General features: G+C 34.4%; 19 protein-coding genes. 4 read left to right on the forward strand and 15 right to left on the reverse strand.

The window, feature by feature from the left end; translation table 11 throughout:
* Positions 1 to 54: 54 nt before the first annotated feature.
* Positions 55 to 2,049, reverse strand: coding sequence for a transketolase (gene tkt / locus SPD48_RS03970; protein ID WP_442962103.1), 1,995 nt, complete (start codon positions 2,047 to 2,049; stop codon positions 55 to 57).
* Between the two features lie 32 nt (positions 2,050 to 2,081).
* Entirely contained in the window at positions 2,082 to 2,303 is a 222-nt protein-coding gene (locus SPD48_RS03975; RefSeq protein WP_336256763.1) for a DUF896 domain-containing protein, read from the reverse strand.
* Positions 2,304 to 2,524: 221 nt separating this feature from the next.
* On the opposite strand from SPD48_RS03975, the gene lexA reads away from it, so the two are divergent.
* A complete protein-coding gene (gene lexA / locus SPD48_RS03980; RefSeq protein ID WP_336256764.1) occupies positions 2,525 to 3,142 on the forward strand; it encodes a transcriptional repressor LexA in 618 nt (205 codons plus the stop codon).
* Positions 3,143 to 3,269: 127 nt separating this feature from the next.
* Here lexA and SPD48_RS03985 read toward each other — a convergent pair whose 3' ends face one another.
* The 8 genes from SPD48_RS03985 to mutS form a co-directional block, all read right to left on the reverse strand.
* Positions 3,270 to 4,526 carry a methionine gamma-lyase family protein gene (locus SPD48_RS03985; RefSeq protein ID WP_336256765.1) on the reverse strand — a complete coding sequence of 419 codons (1,257 nt, stop codon included), beginning with the start codon at positions 4,524 to 4,526 and terminating at the stop codon, positions 3,270 to 3,272.
* Complete coding sequence (gene hflX / locus SPD48_RS03990; RefSeq protein WP_336256766.1) at positions 4,523 to 5,773, reverse strand: GTPase HflX; 1,251 nt, start codon at positions 5,771 to 5,773, stop codon at positions 4,523 to 4,525. Before hflX ends, SPD48_RS03985 begins: the two co-directional genes overlap by 4 nt.
* Positions 5,774 to 5,862: 89 nt before the next feature.
* Entirely contained in the window at positions 5,863 to 6,771 is a 909-nt protein-coding gene (locus tag SPD48_RS03995) for an AAA family ATPase (protein WP_336257010.1), read from the reverse strand.
* Positions 6,772 to 6,955: 184 nt separating this feature from the next.
* A complete protein-coding gene (gene hfq / locus SPD48_RS04000; RefSeq protein WP_336256767.1) occupies positions 6,956 to 7,183 on the reverse strand; it encodes an RNA chaperone Hfq in 228 nt (75 codons plus the stop codon).
* A 60-nt stretch (positions 7,184 to 7,243) separates the two neighbouring features.
* Positions 7,244 to 8,200, reverse strand: a complete 957-nt coding sequence (gene miaA / locus SPD48_RS04005; protein ID WP_336256768.1) for a tRNA (adenosine(37)-N6)-dimethylallyltransferase MiaA — start codon at positions 8,198 to 8,200, stop codon at positions 7,244 to 7,246.
* A gap of 19 nt (positions 8,201 to 8,219) precedes the next feature.
* Positions 8,220 to 8,663 (reverse strand): Dps family protein, encoded by a 444-nt coding sequence (locus SPD48_RS04010; protein WP_336256769.1) that lies wholly within the window; start codon positions 8,661 to 8,663, stop codon positions 8,220 to 8,222.
* Positions 8,664 to 8,720: 57 nt separating this feature from the next.
* Positions 8,721 to 10,556, reverse strand: a complete 1,836-nt coding sequence (mutL, locus tag SPD48_RS04015; protein ID WP_336256770.1) for a DNA mismatch repair endonuclease MutL — start codon at positions 10,554 to 10,556, stop codon at positions 8,721 to 8,723.
* 13 nt (positions 10,557 to 10,569) lie between these two features.
* Positions 10,570 to 13,143, reverse strand: coding sequence for a DNA mismatch repair protein MutS (gene mutS / locus SPD48_RS04020; RefSeq protein ID WP_336256771.1), 2,574 nt, complete (start codon positions 13,141 to 13,143; stop codon positions 10,570 to 10,572).
* Between the two features lie 192 nt (positions 13,144 to 13,335).
* On the opposite strand from mutS, the gene rnz reads away from it, so the two are divergent.
* A complete protein-coding gene (gene rnz, locus SPD48_RS04025; RefSeq protein WP_336256772.1) occupies positions 13,336 to 14,253 on the forward strand; it encodes a ribonuclease Z in 918 nt (305 codons plus the stop codon).
* Between the two features lie 14 nt (positions 14,254 to 14,267).
* Positions 14,268 to 15,632 carry an aldehyde dehydrogenase gene (locus tag SPD48_RS04030; RefSeq protein WP_336256773.1) on the forward strand — a complete coding sequence of 455 codons (1,365 nt, stop codon included), beginning with the start codon at positions 14,268 to 14,270 and terminating at the stop codon, positions 15,630 to 15,632.
* 640 nt (positions 15,633 to 16,272) lie between these two features.
* Here the strand turns inward: SPD48_RS04030 and SPD48_RS04035 are convergent.
* The 4 genes from SPD48_RS04035 to mce all read right to left on the reverse strand — a co-directional run bounded on the left by SPD48_RS04035 (position 16,273) and on the right by mce (position 20,750).
* The gene (locus SPD48_RS04035) at positions 16,273 to 17,505 is read right to left on the reverse strand and encodes a DNA polymerase IV (RefSeq protein ID WP_336256774.1); all 1,233 of its coding nucleotides are present in this window, start codon (positions 17,503 to 17,505) and stop codon (positions 16,273 to 16,275) included.
* Positions 17,506 to 17,606: 101 nt separating this feature from the next.
* Entirely contained in the window at positions 17,607 to 18,740 is a 1,134-nt protein-coding gene (locus SPD48_RS04040) for a M20/M25/M40 family metallo-hydrolase (protein ID WP_336256775.1), read from the reverse strand.
* A gap of 15 nt (positions 18,741 to 18,755) precedes the next feature.
* Positions 18,756 to 20,306, reverse strand: a complete 1,551-nt coding sequence (locus tag SPD48_RS04045) for an acyl-CoA carboxylase subunit beta (protein ID WP_336256776.1) — start codon at positions 20,304 to 20,306, stop codon at positions 18,756 to 18,758.
* 6 nt (positions 20,307 to 20,312) lie between these two features.
* On the reverse strand, positions 20,313 to 20,750 hold the full coding sequence (mce, locus tag SPD48_RS04050) for a methylmalonyl-CoA epimerase (RefSeq protein ID WP_336256777.1): 438 nt from the start codon (positions 20,748 to 20,750) through the stop codon (positions 20,313 to 20,315).
* Between the two features lie 101 nt (positions 20,751 to 20,851).
* On the opposite strand from mce, the gene prli42 reads away from it, so the two are divergent.
* On the forward strand, positions 20,852 to 20,989 hold the full coding sequence (gene prli42 / locus SPD48_RS04055; protein ID WP_336256778.1) for a stressosome-associated protein Prli42: 138 nt from the start codon (positions 20,852 to 20,854) through the stop codon (positions 20,987 to 20,989).
* A 25-nt stretch (positions 20,990 to 21,014) separates the two neighbouring features.
* Here the strand turns inward: prli42 and SPD48_RS04060 are convergent, their stop codons facing one another.
* Complete coding sequence (locus SPD48_RS04060) at positions 21,015 to 22,007, reverse strand: aromatic acid exporter family protein (protein ID WP_336256779.1); 993 nt, start codon at positions 22,005 to 22,007, stop codon at positions 21,015 to 21,017.
* Positions 22,008 to 22,048: the final 41 nt, after the last annotated feature.

Consider the following 22,048-nt stretch of genomic DNA (forward strand, 5'->3'; position numbering starts at 1 on the left):
ACTAATTCCTTTTACAGTATAAACAATTCGATATGATAAGACAAACGTAAAAGATTAGTCTAGTAAATCTTCCACATGGCTAATAATATTTTCTACTGTAAAACCATATTCTTTTACGACAACATCACCTTTTCCTGATGCGCCGAATGTATTCACAGCAATGATCGAGCCCTCGTCTCCAGTGTAACGTTCCCACCCTAAGGAAGACGCCATTTCAATAGCAACACGTTTTTTGACATTTGATGGGATTATTTTCTCTTTATACGCTGAGTCCTGGGCTTCAAAACGATCCCATGATGGCATACTTACAACTCGAACATCAATATTTTTTTCTAATAATGCTTTTTGAGCTTCAACTGCTAAGCTAACTTCAGAACCTGTTGCCAATAATATAGCTTCTGGTTCTTTTTGAGCGTCACTTACAATATAAGCTCCTTTTTTAACACCTTCATATGCATTTTCATCTGTTTCAGGTAACGTAGGTAACCCTTGACGAGTTAATACAAGAACAGTTGGTTGATCAGTTGTCTCTAATGCTAAGCGCCATGCAGCCTGAGTTTCATTCCCGTCAGCTGGTCGAATCACGGACAAGCTTGGCATTGCTCTTAGAGAAGGTAGTTGTTCCACCGGTTCATGAGTTGGTCCATCTTCACCAACGGCAATTGAATCATGAGTAAACACATACGTAACTGGTGTTTTCATAATTGCTGATAAACGGATTGCAGCACGTAAATAATCACTAAACACAAAGAACGTACCACCATAAACCTTTAATCCTCCATGTAAGGCCATTCCATTTAATGCAGCCCCCATCGCAAATTCGCGTACACCAAACCAAATATTTTTGCCATCATAACTTTCTTTTGTAAAATCTGCATTTTCTTTCATCATTGTATTGTTAGAGCTTGCTAAGTCTGCACTTCCTCCAAAAAAGTTTGGTACAGACTTTGCAACTGCATTAATGACATCACTAGATGCTACTCTTGTTGCTAACGAGTCTTTACCTGCTTCATATTTTGGCAAAGTTTCGGTCCATCCCTCTGGTAGCTTGTTTTCGATCGCCAATTTCAGCTCAACTGCTTGTTCTGGAAATGCCTTTTCATATGCAGCTAATAAGTCGGTCCATTCTTTTTCTAACTGTGTTCCTTTATTAATCACTTTGTCTTCAAAATCTTTATAGACTTCATCAGCCACATGAAATTCATCATGAGCCCATTCATAATATTCTTTTGTTAATTTTACTTCATCCGCCCCTAATGGTGCACCATGAGAAGATGAAGAATTAGATTTATTAGGTGAGCCATAGCCGATAATCGTTTTAATTTCAATTAATGTAGGTTGATCTTTATTTTCTTTAGCAAGTTTTAATGCTTGTCTGATTTCAGAAATATCATTTCCATCTTCCACACGGATCACTTGCCAGTTATAGGCTTCAAATCTTTTTTGTGTATTATCTGAAAATGAACGGTCTAAATCACCATCTAATGAAATATCATTTGAATCGTATAAAACAATTAATTTTCCTAATCCTAAATGGCCAGCGAGTGATGCGGCTTCATGGGAAATACCTTCCATAATATCTCCGTCACCAACTAATGAGTATGTATAATGATCAATTATGTTAAAGTCATCTTTATTAAATTTAGCAGCGAGATGAGCTTCTGCCATAGCCATTCCTACAGCCATTGCTACCCCTTGTCCTAATGGGCCAGTCGTTGCTTCTACCCCATCTGTATCCAACACTTCTGGATGACCAGGAGTTCTTGACTTAAACTGACGGAAACTTTTAATATCATCCATTGTTACATCGTAACCTGATAAATGAAGAAGACTATATAATAGCATTGAACCATGACCTGCTGAAAGAACAAAACGATCACGGTTAAACCATTTCGAATTTTTTGGATTATGGTTCATAAAATCGGTAAATAACGAATACGCCATCGGAGCTGCTCCCATTGGTAGTCCTGGGTGTCCTGAATTAGCCTTTTCAATTGCATCAATAGATAAAGTACGAATTGTATTAATCGAACGCTGCTCAATATGCATTATTATTTTATCTCCCTTTCAAGGTCTTTATTTTATTTTTTTCTTAATTTTTTAACTTTATCGGGTGTAACATCATTGCCTTCTGGATCTATTACAGTAAGAGTACTTATTTGGTTTTTAAATGATTGTCTCATATTTTGTAAATATTCTGTTCGCAGTTTTTTCTGCTCTTCTTTTTCTTCTACTGTAAGTCCTTCCGCTTTTGACTTTTTTGAGAGGTAATTTATTCGGTTTAATTTTTCCTTGGACATCATGCTTGATCACCTCAATATCACTTTCTATTTTACTATTGTACTTAATTAATGCCATTTAGTAAAAAATTTCAATTATAAATATACACACTATTCTATATTATGCTTAAGAGGCTTCTCTTTCAAGTTTAAACATCTGATTGTTGTAAATATAGAACTTATGTTTGACTTCTCGCTATGAAATGGTACTATTAAATTAATAAATTAACGTGAGGTGACGCAAGATGCAGAAGCTCTCTAAAAGGCAGCAAATGATTTTTGATTTTATTAAAAGTGAAGTAGAAATGAAAGGGTATCCCCCTTCAGTTAGAGAAATAGCGAAAGCAGTTGGATTAGCCTCAAGTTCAACTGTACATGGGCATTTAGAACGAATTGAAAATAAAGGATACATAAGACGAGATCCAACAAAACCGAGAGCGATAGAAATATTAGACCAGAGCGAGAGTAATGTTGAAAAAGATATAGCTAGGTATGCCCCATTAATTGGGAAAGTAACTGCTGGTGTTCCTATTACTGCTATTGAAAATGTGGATGAATATACACCTGTACCAAGTTCAATGGCTCATACGGAAGATAATTTATTCGTGCTCGAAGTTGTAGGGGAAAGTATGATAAATGCTGGTATTTTAAGTGGAGATAGAGTAATAGTTAAACAACAATCTACTGCAGATAACGGAGAAATTGTTGTAGCGATGACAGAAGATGATGAGGCGACTGTAAAGCGTTTTTATAAAGAAAGTGATCATTTTAGACTGCAACCAGAAAATGACTCTATGGAGCCATTAATACTTAAAAATGTATCCATCCTAGGTAAAGTTGTAGGATTATATCGAAATTTTTAATTAGAAATTAAGTTGTTAAAAGTTATTATCTTGATAAAAAGCTAGATGAAGGCTCCCCGTAAAGTAACATTGATTATAATGCACTTTTCGGGTGTAACTCTTCATTCTAGCTTTTTTCTATGTTTACTTACTGGTTAACAAAATTTAAATGAATTAAGTTCTCATCTGCTAACTTCTTAATCGACTCTGTGACAGCTATTTTCACATGGGCGTATGTTAAACCACCTTGCATAAAAGCAATAAATGGTTCTTTTATTGGTCCATCGATAGACAATTCAATACTAGAACCTTGAATAAACGTTCCAGCCGCCATGATTACTTTGTCATCATACCCAGGCATTTCACTAGGATAAGGAGAAACATATGAATTGATTGGTGATTGTTCCTGGATTGCTTGACAGAATTTAATCATACTTTCTTCTTGACCAAATATAATTGTCTGTATAATATCTGTTCGTTTTTCGCTAAAAAGTGGTGTCGTTTTTATTCCAATTAATTCTAATAAGCGAGCAGTGAACACAGCACCTTTTAATGCCTCGCCTACTACATGAGGCGCAAGGAAAAATCCTTGGTACATTTCTTGTAACATATGTAGCGTTGCACCTGCCTCTTTCCCTAATCCTGGTGCTGTTAATCGATTCGCCGCTTTTAATACTAATTCTTTTCTTCCTACAATATACCCTCCCGCTCGTACTAGACCGCCACCCGGATTTTTGATTAATGAGCCGGCCATAATATCTGCACCAACGTGTAGAGGCTCTTTCTCTTCAACAAATTCACCATAACAATTATCAACAAAAACTATAATATCTTTATTAATACTTTTTACGAATGAAATCATTTGTTCTATTTCATTCATTGTAAAAGAAGGGCGATCTTCATACCCTTTTGAGCGTTGAATCCCGATTACTTTTGTTTTATCAGAGATTTTATTCTTTATCCCCTCTAAATCAACGGAACCATTATCTAGTAATGGAACTTCGTCATAACCTATTTTGTAATCTTTTAATGAACCTGCACTGTCTCCCCGCTTTCCGATTACTTCTTCTAATGTATCATAAGGGCTACCTGTTATATAAAGTAATTCATCCCCTGGGTATAATAAAGCAAATAATGCGGTAGAAATCGCATGTGTTCCCGAGACAATCTGGGGTCTTACTAGTGCATCTTCTCCTCCAAATACGCGCGCATAAATAGCTTCGATGCCATCACGACCACTGTCATCATATCCATATCCATCCGTGGAATTAAAATGAAAGTCACCGATTTGTTCTTCCCTAAACGCCTCTAACACTTTCCTTTGGTTAAACTCTGCCATTTGATTAATTTGCTTAAATATTTTTTCACAATCTTTTTCTGCTTTTTCTACTAAATCGTTTATCATCTATTTGTATGATGCTCCTTTATTATGCTTTGCAAAGGATGTATTTCTGGAATAAATCCTTCTAAATAATATTGATTTGTTTCTTCATTATAAGATTTTTGTGTAACAATAGAGTGTTTTTCAAGTTGATTCATATTTCTTCCTTGCTCAGGTGAAAGTGATATCGAATAAAAGCCCCATTCTTGTTTCAATAAATTCTCAATGTTTATTAAAAGTTCCTCTTGGTCAGATTTTTTATAAGCGCTCATAACCATATAAGGATGAATAGTAGCAAAAAAGTCACCTTCAAGTAAATCACTTTTATTATATAGAGTTAGCATTGGGATCTTATGGGCATCAAGTTCTTGTAAAATCTCACTTACCGTGTTCTGCTGTTGCTCCATGTTTTCATTGGATGCATCTACGACATGAAGTAAAAAGTCAGCTTCAGCTACTTCTTCAAGAGTAGATTTGAAAGCGGCTATTAATGAAGTAGGGAGATCTTGTAAGAACCCGACCGTATCTGTGATTAGACATTCAAATCCCGATGGCAAATGTATTTGTCTAGTTAAAGGGTCTAATGTTGCAAACAATAAATCTTCTTCTAATGCCGTTTCATTTGTCAATCGATTAAATAATGTTGATTTACCAGCATTCGTATATCCAACAATAGCTATTTGAAACACATTATTTAATTTACGCCTTTTTCGATACTGTTCTCGTTGTTTAATAACATCATTCAAGCGCCTTTTTATATCATCAATTCTTCTGCGAATATGACGTTGGTCCGTTTCTAATTTTGTTTCACCTGGCCCTCTTGTTCCTATTCCACCACCTAATCTGGATAGGACTAGCCCCATACCATGGAGTCTTGGTAACATATATTGTAATTGGGCTAGTTCTACTTGAAGTTGTCCTTCTTTTGTTTTAGCCCTGCTTGCAAAAATATCTAATATTAATTGACTTCGGTCAATTACTCGAATACCGAAGTGGTCATTTAGATTACGTAATTGACCAGGTGATAGTTCATCATTACTAATTACGAGTTCCACTTCATATTCAGAGATAAATTGTTTGATTTCTTCAAGTTTTCCTTCCCCAACGTATGTTACAGGATGAATTTTAGATCGATTTTGAGTGACTACTTTTTTCACAATTCCCCCTGCCGTATAACTTAATGACTTTAACTCCTCTAGTGATGATTCAAACTGACTATCCGAATCGATTGCCTTTTTAACTGCCATAATTAATATATTTTCATTAGCCATAAATTACTTCCTCTTTTCCAACAAAAGATACCTCGTAGTTCTCTATCTTCTAGCATATCACTAGTCATTAGAAATAAAAAATTCTAGCATCATTGTTCAAATTGGATATCGTCTGCCTTTAATTGCATTAGTTCCTTAATCGTATACTCGTTGACTTGAAGTAGTCTTATTGCTTGCATACGAATGCTTTTTTCAATGATATTTCGGACATATCTAGCATTTGCAAAATGAGAAACTTTATTATGGAGTTTTTCCCGTAAATGACTTCGAAGTTTCCATAATGCCTTTTCTGATATTTCATATTCCCGTTCATTTGCAATTTGAATCGCAATATCAATCAGTTGATCCAATTTATAATCGGGAAAAGGAATATGAAAAGGAAAGCGAGATTTCAAACCTGGGTTTAAGGATAAAAATTGCTCCATCTCGGCCGGATAACCAGCTAGAATTAAAATAAAGTCATCATGATGGTCTTCCATTTGTTTTACTAATGTATCAATTGATTCTCTTCCAAAATCTTTATGTCCACCTCGTGCTAAAGAATAAGCTTCATCAATAAATAGAATTCCACCTAACGCTTTTTGGACAAGGTTACGGGTTTTTTGAGCCGTTTGCCCAATATATTCACCAACCAGATCCGCTCTTTCCGCTTCAATAAAATGACCTTTTGATAATATGTTTAATTTAAATAGTACGTTTGCTAACTCCCTTGCAATAGTTGTTTTTCCTGTACCGGGATTCCCTTTGAAAATCATATGCAAAACTTGTTTATTAATCGTTAAACCCATTTCTTCTCGTTTATGATTCATAAGTTTTGTTGCATATATTTCTTTAATGATTTCCTTGAAATGTTCGAGACCAACAAACGATGAGAATTGTTTATCAATAAGCTTTAATTCACGATTATGCTTTAAGATATAAGCTGAATGCTTAGTATTAATTTGACGCTTCTGTTCATTAAAAATAATATTTATTTTTCCATTATCATGATGAGTCATTTGCGTATTCAAATTATCACCCCTCGCATTTTCAGTATACGTATAAAAGCTAAATTTGTGATAAAAGCCCAGAAAAAAAGCGAAATTCTCTACAAGAGATTCGCTTTTTTGAAAACTGTTTACATAATTAGAATGTGCCGTTCAAATAGGCTATGTAGATGACCGTGCTATCTACTGAACATTATCATTCTTTGTTTTCAATAGATACGTTTTTTGCAGGGGCAAAGGTTGAAATAGCATGTTTATAGATCAGTTGCTGTTTCCCTTCTGTTTCCAATAGTACCGTAAAGTTATCGAATGCTTTCACCACACCTCTTAATTGAAATCCATTCGTTAAAAATACAGTAACTGCGATACGTTCTTTTCTAAGCTGATTCAGGTAATGATCTTGAATGTTTACTTGCTGAGCCATTCTTTCTCCTCCTCTTTTTCTATCTATATTTTAAAGAAGACCTGGTTGTATTTATCAACCTTAGCTCCTTTTATAACAGAGTTTATTATATGTTTCTGAAAAAAATTGTTCCACATCCTGGATGATTTCCGGTAAGGGATTATTTCCCTCCGGACTAATAGTATACCATTTAATATCCATTTTGTTTTTAAACCATGTATATTGTCTCTTAGCATAACGTCTTGAATTCCTTTTTAGGGTCTCAATTGCTGTATCTAAATCAATTTCACCTTTTAAGTAAGGAATTATTTCTTTGTAGCCAATCGCTTTCATTGATTGGCAATCTGCATATCCTTGTTTATATAGGTGTTCTACTTCATGAATTAACCCTTGCTGAATCATACTGTCTACTCTGTTATTAATTTGATTATACAAAGTTTTTCTGTCCATTTCCAATCCAATAATAAAATGGTTATAGTTAGGACTAGTTGTTTGCTGTTTATGATACTCCGACATCGTAAGACCAGTTGATTCATAGACTTCAAGTGCTCGAATGACTCTTCTATAGTTGTTAGGATGGATTTTTTCTGCTTGCTCTTTATCTATATGGTTTAATTCCTCATATAAAACATCAATGCCTTCTTCTTTTAACCGCTTTTCAAGCATTTTAGTTATTTCGATGTTTCTTTTTCGATTGGAGAAATCATAATCATAAAGAACAGACTGAATATAAAGTCCGCTTCCCCCAACTAAAATAGGTATGTGATTTTTTTGATTTATTTCTTGAATATACGTTTGAACAAGCACCTGGTACTCTGCAGCTGAAAACGGTTCGTCCGGTCGTTTTATATCAATCATATAATGCGGGATTCCTGCTTTTTCTGTGGCTGTTACTTTACCTGTTCCAATATCCATTGATTGATATACTTGCATGGAATCGCCACTTATTATTTCGGAACGAAACACTTTTGCTAAATCAATACTTAATTTTGTCTTGCCAACTGCAGTCGGCCCTACGATTACGATGACATTATTCACGTGATTTCCCCTACCATAACTATTTATAATATGCTTTACATCTCCAAATAATCTTACTTAGTTTCTGTTGAAATGAAAATAGTAGATGAGCAGTCAGTTCATCATTAATATCTTTTGCTCTTTTTAACCCAATTTCCTCTATTTCTTTATAGAGTTTTGATAAATCATGCGATAGTTGAAGAATCATCTCTTCTTCCTCATCGTCTGCTGTCGCTTCGTCAATTGTTGCTTCTTTTACATACTTTATCATTGTTGCATAAGGTTTTCCATCCATTGTAAGTATATGCTCAGCTAATAGATCAATATCTTCTTTCCATTTTGAATGAAGTTCCTGAAAGAAAGGCTGTAATTGAAATACATGCTCTCCCTTTGAGAACCATTGATATCGATGCAATTTTACGTAAATCACAAAATAATTTGCTAACAATTGATTCAAAAATAAAATTAGTTTTTGTCGGTCCATAATACACCTCTTACATGTTTAATACGTATAGCTTGGACAAACGTTATCATTTTATACTTACATCACTCGTTTAAACATTTTCTCAATTTCATAGAAGGTAAAATGGATAATTACAGGTCTTCCATGCGGACAAGTGAATGGATCCTTAGTATTTCTTAAATCTTCTAATAATCGGTTCATATCTTGGCTAGTTAGGTAATGATTCGCCTTTATTGATTTTTTACATGACATCATAATTGCAATTTCTTCTCGTAATTTCCCAATATTTGTTTTCCCCTCATGAATCACTTGATCAACTAAATCTCGAATTACTTCTTCTTCGGCCCCTTGTGGAAACCAATTTGGATACGATCTAACTGCATACGTATTTTCTCCAAAAGGTTCCAGGAATAAACCTACTTGGTTTAGTTCATCATGATGATTTTCAATAAAGCTAATTTCATTCGTTGTAAATTCGAATGAAAGTGGAAAAAGAAGTTGCTGAATCTCCTTATTTGGATAACTTAATTTCTCTTTATAAAATTCATACTTAATCCTTTCTTGAGCAGCATGTTGATCTATCATGTAAAAGCCTGATTCATTCTGTGCTAAAATATACGTCCCTTGTAATTGCCCTATTGGGTACATGGCAGGTATTCGGTCATTTGTTTGTTCATTTTTAGACGTATTTGTCTCCATTACGTCTTCTACTACATTAGTTGTTTGCATTAGAGGTTCATCGTTAAATTCTTCTTCTCGTAATTCACTATTCGATACTGAAGGTGAATTGTTTTGAACTGAAGATGAGACCATCTCTGTCTGCTGATCAGCGACCGTTTGATTAAAAACAGGATGAAGTGAGAAACTATTCTGCTCGGTTTTTTCATTTATCTTTTCCCTTTTTTGCTTATGCTCAATCGTAGGAATTAACGTTTTTTCTTTAAATGCCGCACGTATCATGTTTTCTAATAAATGAATTAGTTCTTTTTCTTTACTGAAGCGGATTTCTAATTTTGTTGGATGAACATTAACATCTACTAAAATAGGATCCAATTCGATAGACAACACAACGACAGGGTATCGATGAATCGGTAATAACGTATCATATGCTCTGATAATAGCGTGGGAAAGGGCGGTACTCTTAATGTACCTGCCATTCACAATGATCGTTATATAATTTCGATTAGACCGTGTTACTTCGGGCTTTGCAATAAATCCTTTTACCGAAAAATCAATTGTGTCCTCTTGAATCGCTATCATATTTCGGGCAACTTGCATCCCATAAATTTGTGAAATTACTTGTAATTGTCTTCCAGACCCTGGCGAATTAAAGATAGATTTCCCGTTATGTACTACTTGGAATCTAACTGTTGGATGAGCTAACGCATAACGATAAATCAAATCTGTAATATGGCTAAGTTCTGTATGAATTGTTTTTAAATATTTTAGACGGGCAGGAGTATTATAAAATAAATTATTTACGGTAATTTCCGTTCCTTTTCTTGCATCGCTTCTTTCTTCATCAACTAATTTACCGCCTTCTAAATATAAATTGATTCCAGCTTCTGTTCCTAATGACGATTTGATAGTTAGCTTGCTCACTGAAGCAATACTTGCCAATGCTTCCCCTCTAAATCCGAGTGACTTTATATGAAAGAGATCGGCATCATAGGCGATTTTACTTGTTGCATGTCGTAAAAATGCTCGTTTACAATCATCATTCGACATCCCGTCTCCATCATCTGTAACTTTAATCTGCGATAAACCTGCTTCTTGTAATTCGATTTTAATCATGGAACTATTGGCATCAATACTGTTTTCCAAAAGTTCTTTCACTACGGAAGCAGGCCTTTCGACTACTTCACCTGCTGCAATTTTATTCGCTAAATGTTCCGGAAGTTGACGTATTTTCACATTCTCACCGCCTTCACTTTGTTACTTTCTGATGTAAAGAATACAACTTATTCATTGCTTCTAATGGTGTCATTTCTAAAAGGTTTATTTCTCTTAGTTCTTTTACTACTTCATTTTCACTATTTGTAAGTTTTTTAGCGTTCTGTTGTTTTGGTTCATCAAAAAACGATAATTGGGTTTGTAATTCATCTTGTTTTACATTGATCTGCTTTTGTTTACTTTCTAACTCTTTTAAAATAATTGTCGCCCGTTTAATTAACTCATCAGGTAAATCCGCTAACTTTGCAACATGAATACCATAACTTTCATTCGCCCTACCGACCTCTACCTTGTGTAAAAAGACGACTTTATCATCGTATTCTTCTGCACGTACATAGATATTCTTCACATGTTCTAAGCTTTCCTCTAAGTCCGTTAACTCATGGTAATGAGTAGAGAACAATGTTTTTGCTTTAATATTATTATTAATATATTCAACGATCGCATGTGCTAATGCCATCCCGTCGTATGTACTTGTACCTCTTCCAATTTCATCTAATAAAATAAGACTTTTATCTGTAGCATGGGATAATGCATGATTTGCTTCTAACATTTCAACCATAAACGTACTTTGACCACGGACAAGATCATCTGCAGCGCCTATTCTAGTAAAGATTTGATCGAATATCGGTAATTTCGCTTGGTCAGCAGGAACAAAACAACCGATCTGTCCCATAATAATTGTTAAAGCTAGCTGACGCATATAGGTGCTTTTTCCAGCCATATTAGGCCCTGTAATGAGTAAAATAAACTCCTCTTTTGTTAATGTAACGTCGTTCGGAACATATGTACCATCCTCCATTACTTTCTCAATCACTGGATGACGGCCATTTTTAATATATAAATCGTTTTCTACAAACGTTGGTCGTTTATAGTTATTTTGTTCGCTTATTTCGGCAAAAGATTGTAATACGTCAATTTGACTAATTATAGTTGCTAATTGTTGAATAGCTTCAATTTCATTTTTTAATTCTTCTCTAATTTTAACAAACAGTTCATACTCCAATTCCACACTTTTTTCTTGTGCTTCCAAGATAAGTGCCTCTTTCTCTTTCAGTTCTGGAGTGATATACCGTTCAGCATTTGTTAAGGTTTGTTTCCTTTCATATCTACCCTCAGGTATTAAATGTTTATTTGCATGCGTAATTTCTATATAGTAGCCAAATACCCGATTATAACCAATTTTAAGCGATTTAATGTTCGTGATTTCTTTCTCTCGTTTTTCTAACTCGAGAATCCAAGCTTTCCCATTTTTTAAAGCATCGCGATACGTATCTAACTGCTCATTATATCCATTTTTAATAATATTTCCTTCTTTAATTGACATAGGAGGTTCGTCAATAATACTTTCTTCTAATAACGTAACAAGCGCTTCTGGATAAACTAACTTGTCATTGATTGCTTTTATATTTGAATTCGAAAACTCATTCAGTATATTTTTTATGTTTGGAATCGATTTTAAAGACTGTTTTAACTGGATTAAATCTCTTGCATTGACATTACCAAATGATACTCGTCCAGCTAAGCGCTCTAAATCATAAACCGATTTTAATGTTTCTCTTAACAAGTCGCGCTCCATAAAAGCACCGTAAAGCTGTTCAACGACTTCTAAACGTCCCGTAATTTGCCGTTGATCCATTAATGGCCTTTCGACCCATTTTTTTAACATTCTTGCTCCCATAGCAGTGACTGTTTTATCTAAAACCCATAACAGTGAACCATATCTGTCTTTTTGCCTAATTGTTTCTGTCAATTCCAAATTTCTTTTCGAATACATATCCAGAGAAACATAGTTTTGCAGCTGAATGACATGTGGTTTTTGTAAATGATGTAACGACCGTTTTTGAGTGCGTACGATATAGTTTAATATTCTGCTGAACGCTTTTAAAAATCGTTCATCATTTAAATCTTCCACCAGGTCACGAAACTCTCCAACAAAATTCACTTCATCTTCATAGGAAAGAACGATTTGTAACTGAGCTTCTAATTGACGTCGATACGAATCTGGTAAACTAGTACCGATAACTAGCTCTTTAATCTGTTGGTTCGCTAATTCATGAATCACTTGAGTAATATCTTCTTCTAATAGAATAAGTTGTGATTCACCTGTTGATAATTCATGGTAGACAATAACAAAAGATCCGTCCTGAAAATGAGTAAGACTTCCGATATAATTACTTTCATTTTCGTGTAACATAGATGATTCCATGACAGTTCCCGGGGTAATTAATTGTACTACTTCTCGCTTCACTACCCCTTTAGCAGTTTTAGGGTCTTCTACTTGCTCACAAATAGCTACTTTATACCCTTTTTCAACGAGTGTTTTTATGTATCCTTCTGCAGAATGATATGGTACGCCACACATTGGAATTGGCTCTTTTTGTCCGGAGTCTCTTTTTGTTAACGTAATCTCTAATTCCTGAGCGGCTTTAATAGCATCTTCATGAAACATTTCATAAAAATCGCCTAATCTAAAAAAGAGAAAAGCATCTTGATGTTCAGCCTTGATTCGTAAATATTGTTGCATCATTGGTGTCTGATTTGACATAAATAAATCCTCCAAAAATCGAAAAATACTATCATTCTATTATATCATAGAACGTAAGACTATTAAAAAGAGCGTTAGATGACATAAATATTTATTGTCTAAAAGAGATCTCATGTTTTATCTGCTCTTATTGTGGTAAAATGGGTATACTTTACACAACAGAATCAATTTTTTACCAAGGAGTTAGTTGAAATGAAAATAACGTTTTTAGGAACTGGAGCAGGAATCCCTTCAAAAGAAAGAAATGTGACTGCCATTTTGTTAGACTTAATACAAGAAATTAATCATCTATGGTTATTTGATTGTGGAGAAGCTACCCAGCATCAAATATTACATACATCTATTAAACCTAGAAAAATAAATAAAATCTTTATTACACATCTACATGGTGATCACATTTTCGGTTTACCGGGGGTTTTAAGCAGCCGATCATTTCAAGGAGGAAAAGACCCTTTAACTGTTTATGGACCATCAGGAATCAAACAATATATAGAAACGTCTTTACATATAAGTAATACTCATCTATCTTATCCACTACATTATGTGGAATTAGTAGATGAAGGAAAAATTTTTGAAGATGATTCTTTTATTGTTGATGCTGTTTTATTAGACCATAATATTAAAAGCTATGGATATCGAATTAAAGAGAAAGAAAAAATCGGAGAATTAAATGTTCAAAAACTAGAAGAGTTAGGCATTGAACCGGGGCCGATTTACCGTGACATAAAAAGTAATGAAAAAACAGTCCTAAAAGACGGTCGGATCATTTATCGGAAAGATGTTATCGGGAAACCTAAGCAAGGAAAAATAATCAGTATTTTTGGCGATACAAGATACGTACCACATCATGCTACATTTATTCAAAACTCTGATCTTTTAGTACATGAAGCGACATTTAGTGCTGATAACCAATCGTTAGCAAAAAATTATTTCCATAGCACTACAGAACAAACGGCAAAACTCGCAAAAGATAGTAATGCACGTACATTAATTCTTACACATATTTCATCTAGATATCAAAACGGCGATTTAGATCGTTTACTCACGGAAGCTCGTGCAATATTTCCAAACACGATGTTAGCCCACGATTTTTTTACCTTTGAAATATGAGGAGATGGTTAAAAATGAAATCTGTTGTTTCCAATCAACGAGAGTTTTTCAATACAAACATAACTAAATCTTTTTCATTCAGAAAGAAACAATTACTTGCATTAAAGTCCATGTTACAATCGAATGAAAAGGAAATATATGATGCATTAATGAAAGATCTCAATAAATCAAAACAAGAAGCCTTTACGACTGAACTAGGAATTCTTTATGCAGAAATTAATCATACGTTAAAACATTTAAAAAGCTGGATGGAAAATAAGCAAGTATCAACGCCTTTAACCCATACAGGAACGAAAAGTTTTATTGCTTATGAGCCGTATGGAGTAACACTTATAATTTCTCCTTGGAATTATCCTCTTCAATTAGCACTTGCACCGACAATAGGAGCGATTGCTGCAGGAAATACAGTCATTATAAAACCATCTGAACTAACACCTGCAACATCAAGTCTTTTAGCAATGTTAATTAGAAATACGTTTGATCCTAATTATATTACAGTCATAGAAGGAGATAAATATGTAGTAGATAAACTAATAAATGAACAAGTTGACTACATATTTTTTACTGGAAGTAGTCATGTTGGAAAAATAATCATGAAAAAAGCAAGTGATTATCTTACACCTCTTACGTTAGAGTTAGGTGGTAAAAGCCCAACGATCGTTGATAAGGATGCAAACATTAAATTAGCTGCTAAAAGAATAGCTTGGGGTAAATTTACCAATGCCGGACAAACTTGTGTTGCTCCCGACTATGTTTATGTACACAAAAAAGTAAAAAGTGCTTTTATGAAAGCTTTACGTAAAGCTATTGTTTCTTTATACAGCAAACATCCCCTCCAAAATCACGATTATGCTAGAATTATTAATTTGAAACATTTAAACCGTTTGGAAAATTTATTAGAAAATAGCGGAAAGATTATCCTAGGAGGAAATGTAGATTTAAACCAATTAAAAATAGAACCAACCATTTTAGATGAAGTAAATTGGGAAGACCCAATAATGAAAGAGGAAATTTTTGGCCCAGTTTTACCCATTCTTACTTTTACGGATTTAGATGAAGTAATCCAAATAATTAAAGAAAAAGAAAAACCATTGGCACTTTATTATTTTGGTTCGTCAAAGAAGAAAAAGAAAAATCTTTTAGAATCTGTATCATTTGGTGGTGGTTGCATGAACGATACCCTTTATCATCTTGCCAACCCTCACCTTCCGTTCGGTGGTGTAGGTCAAAGTGGGATGGGTGCTTATCATGGAAAATACAGTTTTCTCACATTCTCTCATCAAAAAAGTATACTAAAACAGTCGAAAAAAATAGATTTTCCAGTTCGCTACCCAAATAGCAAAATCGGCTTTAAATTAGTTAAACGTTTATTTAAATGAATGAATTTCATAAGTACTAATTCAATAGAAAATTCGAACGAATAACTATATTATTTACTAATAGTTTTCGATTTCCACTACAGGTGGTCGCTTTCACCACAGGCATAAGAGCGACATCAGTTCAAGCAACGCTAGCACTTGCTTTCTCTGTGTCTCCTTTACCGCGGGCGGTGCCCCGACGAGGGGTATGCCGAAGTTGCCCGCAAAGGGCGATGTTAGTTGGCCTTCCTAAATATCTCACTTGTGAGTCTCACCGATGCCTTTTATCCCGCAGGAGTCGCCACCTTTCGTTTCAATCTTAGTAATAGTTGTTTATATAAGAAGCTAACAACTCTAATGACGAACAATATATTTGTTTAGCGTAGGAAATATACGTAGACTCTTCTTCGGCTAAAAAGCGGTCACGTCCTTGGACTGTAGCAACGCTTTCGTCTCACCAAAAAGATTAGTGACCAACGCAAACACTGGGACTTCCTTTCCGCTCTAGGAAACAGCAAGCGTTCCGATGGGACGAACCGTGTGTGTACTACCAGATGTCGCTTTTAGGACTGTGGTGAGAGCGAAGTATATTTCCGATGCTGTCCATACAACGAGCATAGTTCGTCTTCTCTTTCATAAAAATACGTTTGTCCAAGCTACTTTATTTTTTATAATCATCAAGAAAGTCTTTTTGAAAACTGGTCCGTAGTAATTTTTCATTCTCTTTTTTTGACGTCATTTTTTTAAACGTATCTTCCCCATATTTCTTTTTTAGCAGTTCAATTGTTTCTGTGATTTGATGTCTTTTCATTTCTTCCTCATATGTAAACAAATCTAATTGTTGTACAACATATTGACTCTCCAGTAAATCTTGAACTGTAACACCTAATAAACGAACTGGTTCTAATGTCCAGTTCTCTTTGAATAATTCATAAATAGTATGGATAATTGCTTCTTTATCATCAATGAAATTTGGTAGCTTTTTACTCCTTGTAACTGTTTTACGATCATGATAGCGGATCATTAATTGAACTGTCTGTCCCTTTAATTTTCTACGTTGTAAACGCTCTTCCACTCTCGTTGCCAACTGAAGTAAAATATGATGAATTTCTCTTTCATCTGTCGTATCATATGGGAGTGTTTGAGAATTACCGATACTTTTAAATTCATTTATGGAGTCTGGATCTACTTTCCGGGTATCTATTCCATTAGCTCTATTTTTTAATCGTTCTCCATTTATCCCTAGTAAATTAATTAATGCATATTCATCCGCTTTAGCTAAATCCCCAATAGAGTATATATGAATACTGTTTAATTTTTCAGCGGTTCTTTCTCCTACACCATACATATCATTCACAGGTAGTGGCCAAAGCTTCTCCGGTAAATCACGAATTCTTAAAATTGTTATTCCTAATGGCTTTTTCATATCGGAAGCTGTTTTTGCTAAAAATTTATTTGGCCCAATCCCTATACTACATGGGATATCCAAAACGCTCAATAATTGTTCTTGAATTCTCTTTGCTAATTCAATAGGATGAATAGAATGATTTGTAACATCCAAGTACCCTTCATCGATCGAAACTGGCTCAATAAGTGGTGTGATTTCAGATAACATTTTAAAAATTTTAGTGGATGTCTCTCTGTATCTGGAAAAATTCGGTCTGATTACGATTAAGGAAGGGCAAAGTTTTTTAGCTTCCCAAAGAGGCATGGTAGTTTTCACACCATGTGCACGAGCTTCATAGCTACTCGTTACAATAATCCCTTTTCTTTCCTCCGGATTTCCAGCAATAGCGATTGGCTTCCCTTTTAGCTTTGGATTATGTGCCATCTCTACAGAAGCATAAAAACTATTCATATCGACATGAAAAATTACCTTTGGTTTCTTTACCATACTTCATTCGTCCTTTTTTACTAGAGAAAATATATTAACGCCCATTTATTCACTCTAGTATTCGAATAAAATAGTGAATAAATGAACGTTAACAGCTAACATTACGGAGTGAAATAATCATCAATTATTTGGACAACTAAATCACCTAAGTTTATCAAATGGTCAATGTGAATTCGCTCATTTGTCGTATGAATATACTCATAACCTACTGACAAATTAGCAGTCGGTATCCCATATCCATTAAATATGTTCGCATCACTGCCGCCGCCACTTTTTAAAACATCTGTCGGTAAACCAAGCTTTTCCGCAGCATGTAAAGCTAATCGTACTAATTCATCATCCTTTTTATGAGTAAAACCTGGATAAATTTCTTCAATAATAACTTCGGCTCTACCACCATAATCTGAAGCAGTTTCTTCAAATTTTCCTTTTATATCATTCACTACGTTTGTTAACTTTTCTTTCTTTAATGATCGAGCCTCAGATACTATTTCTACATAATCGCAAACGACGTTTGTCTGAGTTTGTTTTCCGCCTTTGAAATAACCGATATTTGCCGTAGTTTCCTCATCGATTCTACCAAGTTTCATTTTTGAAATTGCTTTAGCTGCAACAGTTATAGCTGATATACCTTTTTCCGGGGCCACTCCTGCATGTGCAGACTTACCAAACATTTTAGAAGTAATTTTTGTTTGATATGGAGCTTCAATAACGATATTCCCAACAGGCCCATCACTATCCAATGCGTAACCAAACTTAGCATTTAGGAGAGATGGATCCAATGCTTTAGCCCCTGCTAAACCAGACTCTTCTCCAACAGTGATCACGAATTGAATATCCCCGTGATCTATTTTATTTTCTTTAAGTACCTGTATCGTTTCCAACAAAACAGCAATTCCTGCCTTATCATCCGCTCCTAATATAGTCGTTCCATCTGAAATAATATAATTATTTTCAATTTGTGGATTAACGTTTTGTCCCGGAGTTACAGTATCCATATGGGCCGTGAAAAATATAGGTTCAACCTCTTTTAGGTTCCCTTTTAATGTACAGATTAAATTATTTGCACCATGACCAGATTTCTCTTTTGCATTATCTTCCTTGACAATTAATGATAATGCAGTGAACTTTTCATTTAATTTTTCAGCAATATTCGTTTCAAATTTTGTTTCAGAGTCAATTTTAACTAACTCCATAAACTCCTTAATTATTCGTTCTTTATTTATTTTAGACAAAATGAATATTTCCTCCTAGAGTGGAATATTTCCATGTTTCTTTTTAGGACGCTCTTCTTTCTTATTATATAACATTTCTAATGATTGGATTAATTTAATTCGTGTATCTCGAGGATCAATGACATCATCTACCATTCCTAATCCTGCAGCAATATATGGATTTGCAAATTTCTCCTTATATTCATCGATTTTTTCCTGTCTCGTTTGTTCTGGATGATCACTTTCAGCAATTTCTCTGGAAAAAATTATATTTGCTGCCCCTTCTGGTCCCATAACGGCAATTTCCGCATTTGGCCAAGCAAACACTAAATCAGCACCTATTGACTTACTATTTAAAGCAACATATGCCCCACCAAATGCTTTACGAACAATTACTGTTATCTTAGGAACTGTAGCTTCAGAATATGCATATAATATTTTCGCGCCATGGCGGATAATCCCTCCATGTTCTTGTTTAATTCCCGGGAAAAATCCAGTTACATCTTCAAATGTAATAATCGGAACATTAAATGAATCACAAAAACGGATAAAACGGGCTGCCTTATCACTCGAATCGATGTCAATTCCCCCAGCCATATATCGTGGTTGGTTACACACCAATCCTACTGGCTGTCCATTTATTCGAGCAAACCCAACAACAATATTTTTTGCAAAATCTTTATGTATTTCAAAAAAACTATCCGGATCTACAATTTCATTTACAACTCGCTTTATGTCATATGGCCTAGTTGTATCATAAGGAACGATTTCCGTTAGTTCACCTCGATAATTATCATCATCTGAATTATATTCGCTAATTGGAGGTTTTTTCTCATTATTATCAGGCAAATATGTAAGCAATGTTTTAACCATATCAAGTGCTTCATCTTCAGTCTTAGCACTTAAGTGAGCGTTTCCACTTTTCGTATTATGTACATGAGATCCTCCGAGATCTTCTGCAGAAATTTTCTCACCTGTTACTGTTTCAATCACTTTTGGTCCAGTAATAAACATTTTAGCTGTTTTTTCTACCATAATGATAACATCTGTTATTGCAGGTGAATATACTGCTCCCCCTGCACTAGGTCCCATAATTACAGAAATTTGAGGAATGACTCCCGAGTATATAGAATTTCGATAAAATATTTGCCCATATCCGTCTAAGGAGGATACACCTTCTTGAATTCTTGCACCACCAGAATCATTTAATCCGATAAAAGGTGCCCCACTTTTAGCAGCTAAGTCCATTACATTAGCAATTTTTTTAGCGTGCATTTCACCTAATGCACCACCAAAAACAGTAAAGTCTTGTGCAAATAAATAAACCGGACGACCATTAATTTTACCATAACCAGTAACTACGCCTTCTCCATGCGCCTCTACCTTGTCCATACCGAAGTCCGTCGTACGAGTTTCCATAAAAGGATTTAACTCTACAAATGTACCTTCATCTAATAAATAATGAATACGATCTCTTGCTGTTTGTTTTCCCCGCTCATACTGTTTTTCGATTCTTTCGTCTCCGCCACCAAGTTCCACTTCTCTTCTCTTATCATAAAGTTCATTAATCTTGCTATAGATATCCATTCATCATCACTCCTTATTTTGATGTTGACAAAGTTCAAATAATACACCATTGGTTGATTTTGGATGCAAAAATGCGATTTGGGCATTATCTGCTCCTTCTTTGGCTTGTTCATTAATCAACTGGATACCATTCGACTTTAAGTTTGCAAGCCGATCATTAATATTATTTACTTCAAGGGCTATGTGATGAATACCCTCGCCTTTCTTATGTATAAAACGATAAATCGGTGATTCGTTACTTAACGGTTCTAATAATTCAATTCTCGATTCACCAATTTTTAAAAATGCAACTCTAACTTGTTCAGATGCTACTTCTTCAACTCTTTCTAATGTGAGACCAAGTAAATCTGTATAAAAGTTAATCGAATCATGCAAATTTTTTACAGCTATCCCGATATGAGCAATTTTTTTAGGAGCATCTTTCGACTTAGATAATTGATCCATTTCATTTCCTCCAATCAACTTCGATTATTCTTATATACTTGTTCATTTTACCATTTAACGATAAACTATATAATAGAAATTGTATTAAAGGGGGATTTATCGTGACGAAAAAACAAAATCATGTGCCAAAAAGAAAATCAAAGCGAGAGCGCCGAACGAAGTTATTTGTTTATTTAATGGTTCTTGCGATGCTCTTATCTTTATTAACAGCTGGTTTAAGCGGACTATCCCTATTATAATTGAAACAAATAAGGAGACTGGACATTAATTCGCTTTTCCTGTCTTCTTTTGCTTTTTTTGTTTCATTTTCACATCTGTTTTTTTAAATTTACTTTTTAACATTAAATATTCCTCAATATCGTATAGGAGCTGAAACAAGCTTGCTCTCGTTTCAAATTCATCTTGAGTGGTTGGCAATTCTTCCCGTTTAAATTCAGTCCGAATATCTTTTAATTCATCCAAAAATAATACTGCTGTATTCCCGGGATGCACCGCTTCACTCAATCTTTCAAAAAATGCCGCTATTCGTTCGGACACATCATCCCTATTTGGTAAACGAGTGACGAGTGGCAACATTTGTTGAAGTAAATCAAACTGTTTTCTGCGCATAATAAAGTAATCTTCAAATGAATGTTCATCTCTTAATAAATGATTCTCGCGATCTCTTTCTACAAGTTCATCTGCTTCTTCTAATATTTCTTCTACTTTCGTTATTTCTTTTCCATCCCAATCCATATGCTGTTCACGGATATAAAGTGCAATTTCATATAAAATGATTTGAAAATTGTCTTCTAATTGTTTCTGTTTTGCTTTTAATTGCTTATCTAAACTAGGCATATATAAATTTACTAATAACCCTGTTCCAATTCCGATTATAATTAATAAAAATTGATCAAATAAAAAATCAAAATTTATATTACCGAACCCATAAAGATTAAGCGTAATAACCGTACTCGTCATAATTCCTTTTTCAATTTTTAATAAAACTGTAGTCGGAATAAATACAGCAAGTAATAAACCGAGAACGATAGGAGAATAGCTAAACAGTTCGAAAAAAACAACAGAAAAAACGATTGCTAAAATACAAGCTAAAAATCGATGCCATGCACTTTCTGCTGATTTTTTTCTAGAAGGCTGAATACATAAGATTGTTAATATGCCAGCTGAAGCAACATTCGTAACACCAAAAATCTGAGCGATTGAAATTGCAATTGGCGTAGCAATAGCTGTTTTAATCGTCCGATAACCGATTTTCACCTTTACATCCCTCTTATCTTTATTCTGTTTTTCACATCAGT

The sequence above is a fragment of the Pseudogracilibacillus sp. SE30717A genome, from assembly GCF_037071985.1.
GTDB lineage: Bacteria > Bacillota > Bacilli > Bacillales > Amphibacillaceae > Pseudogracilibacillus.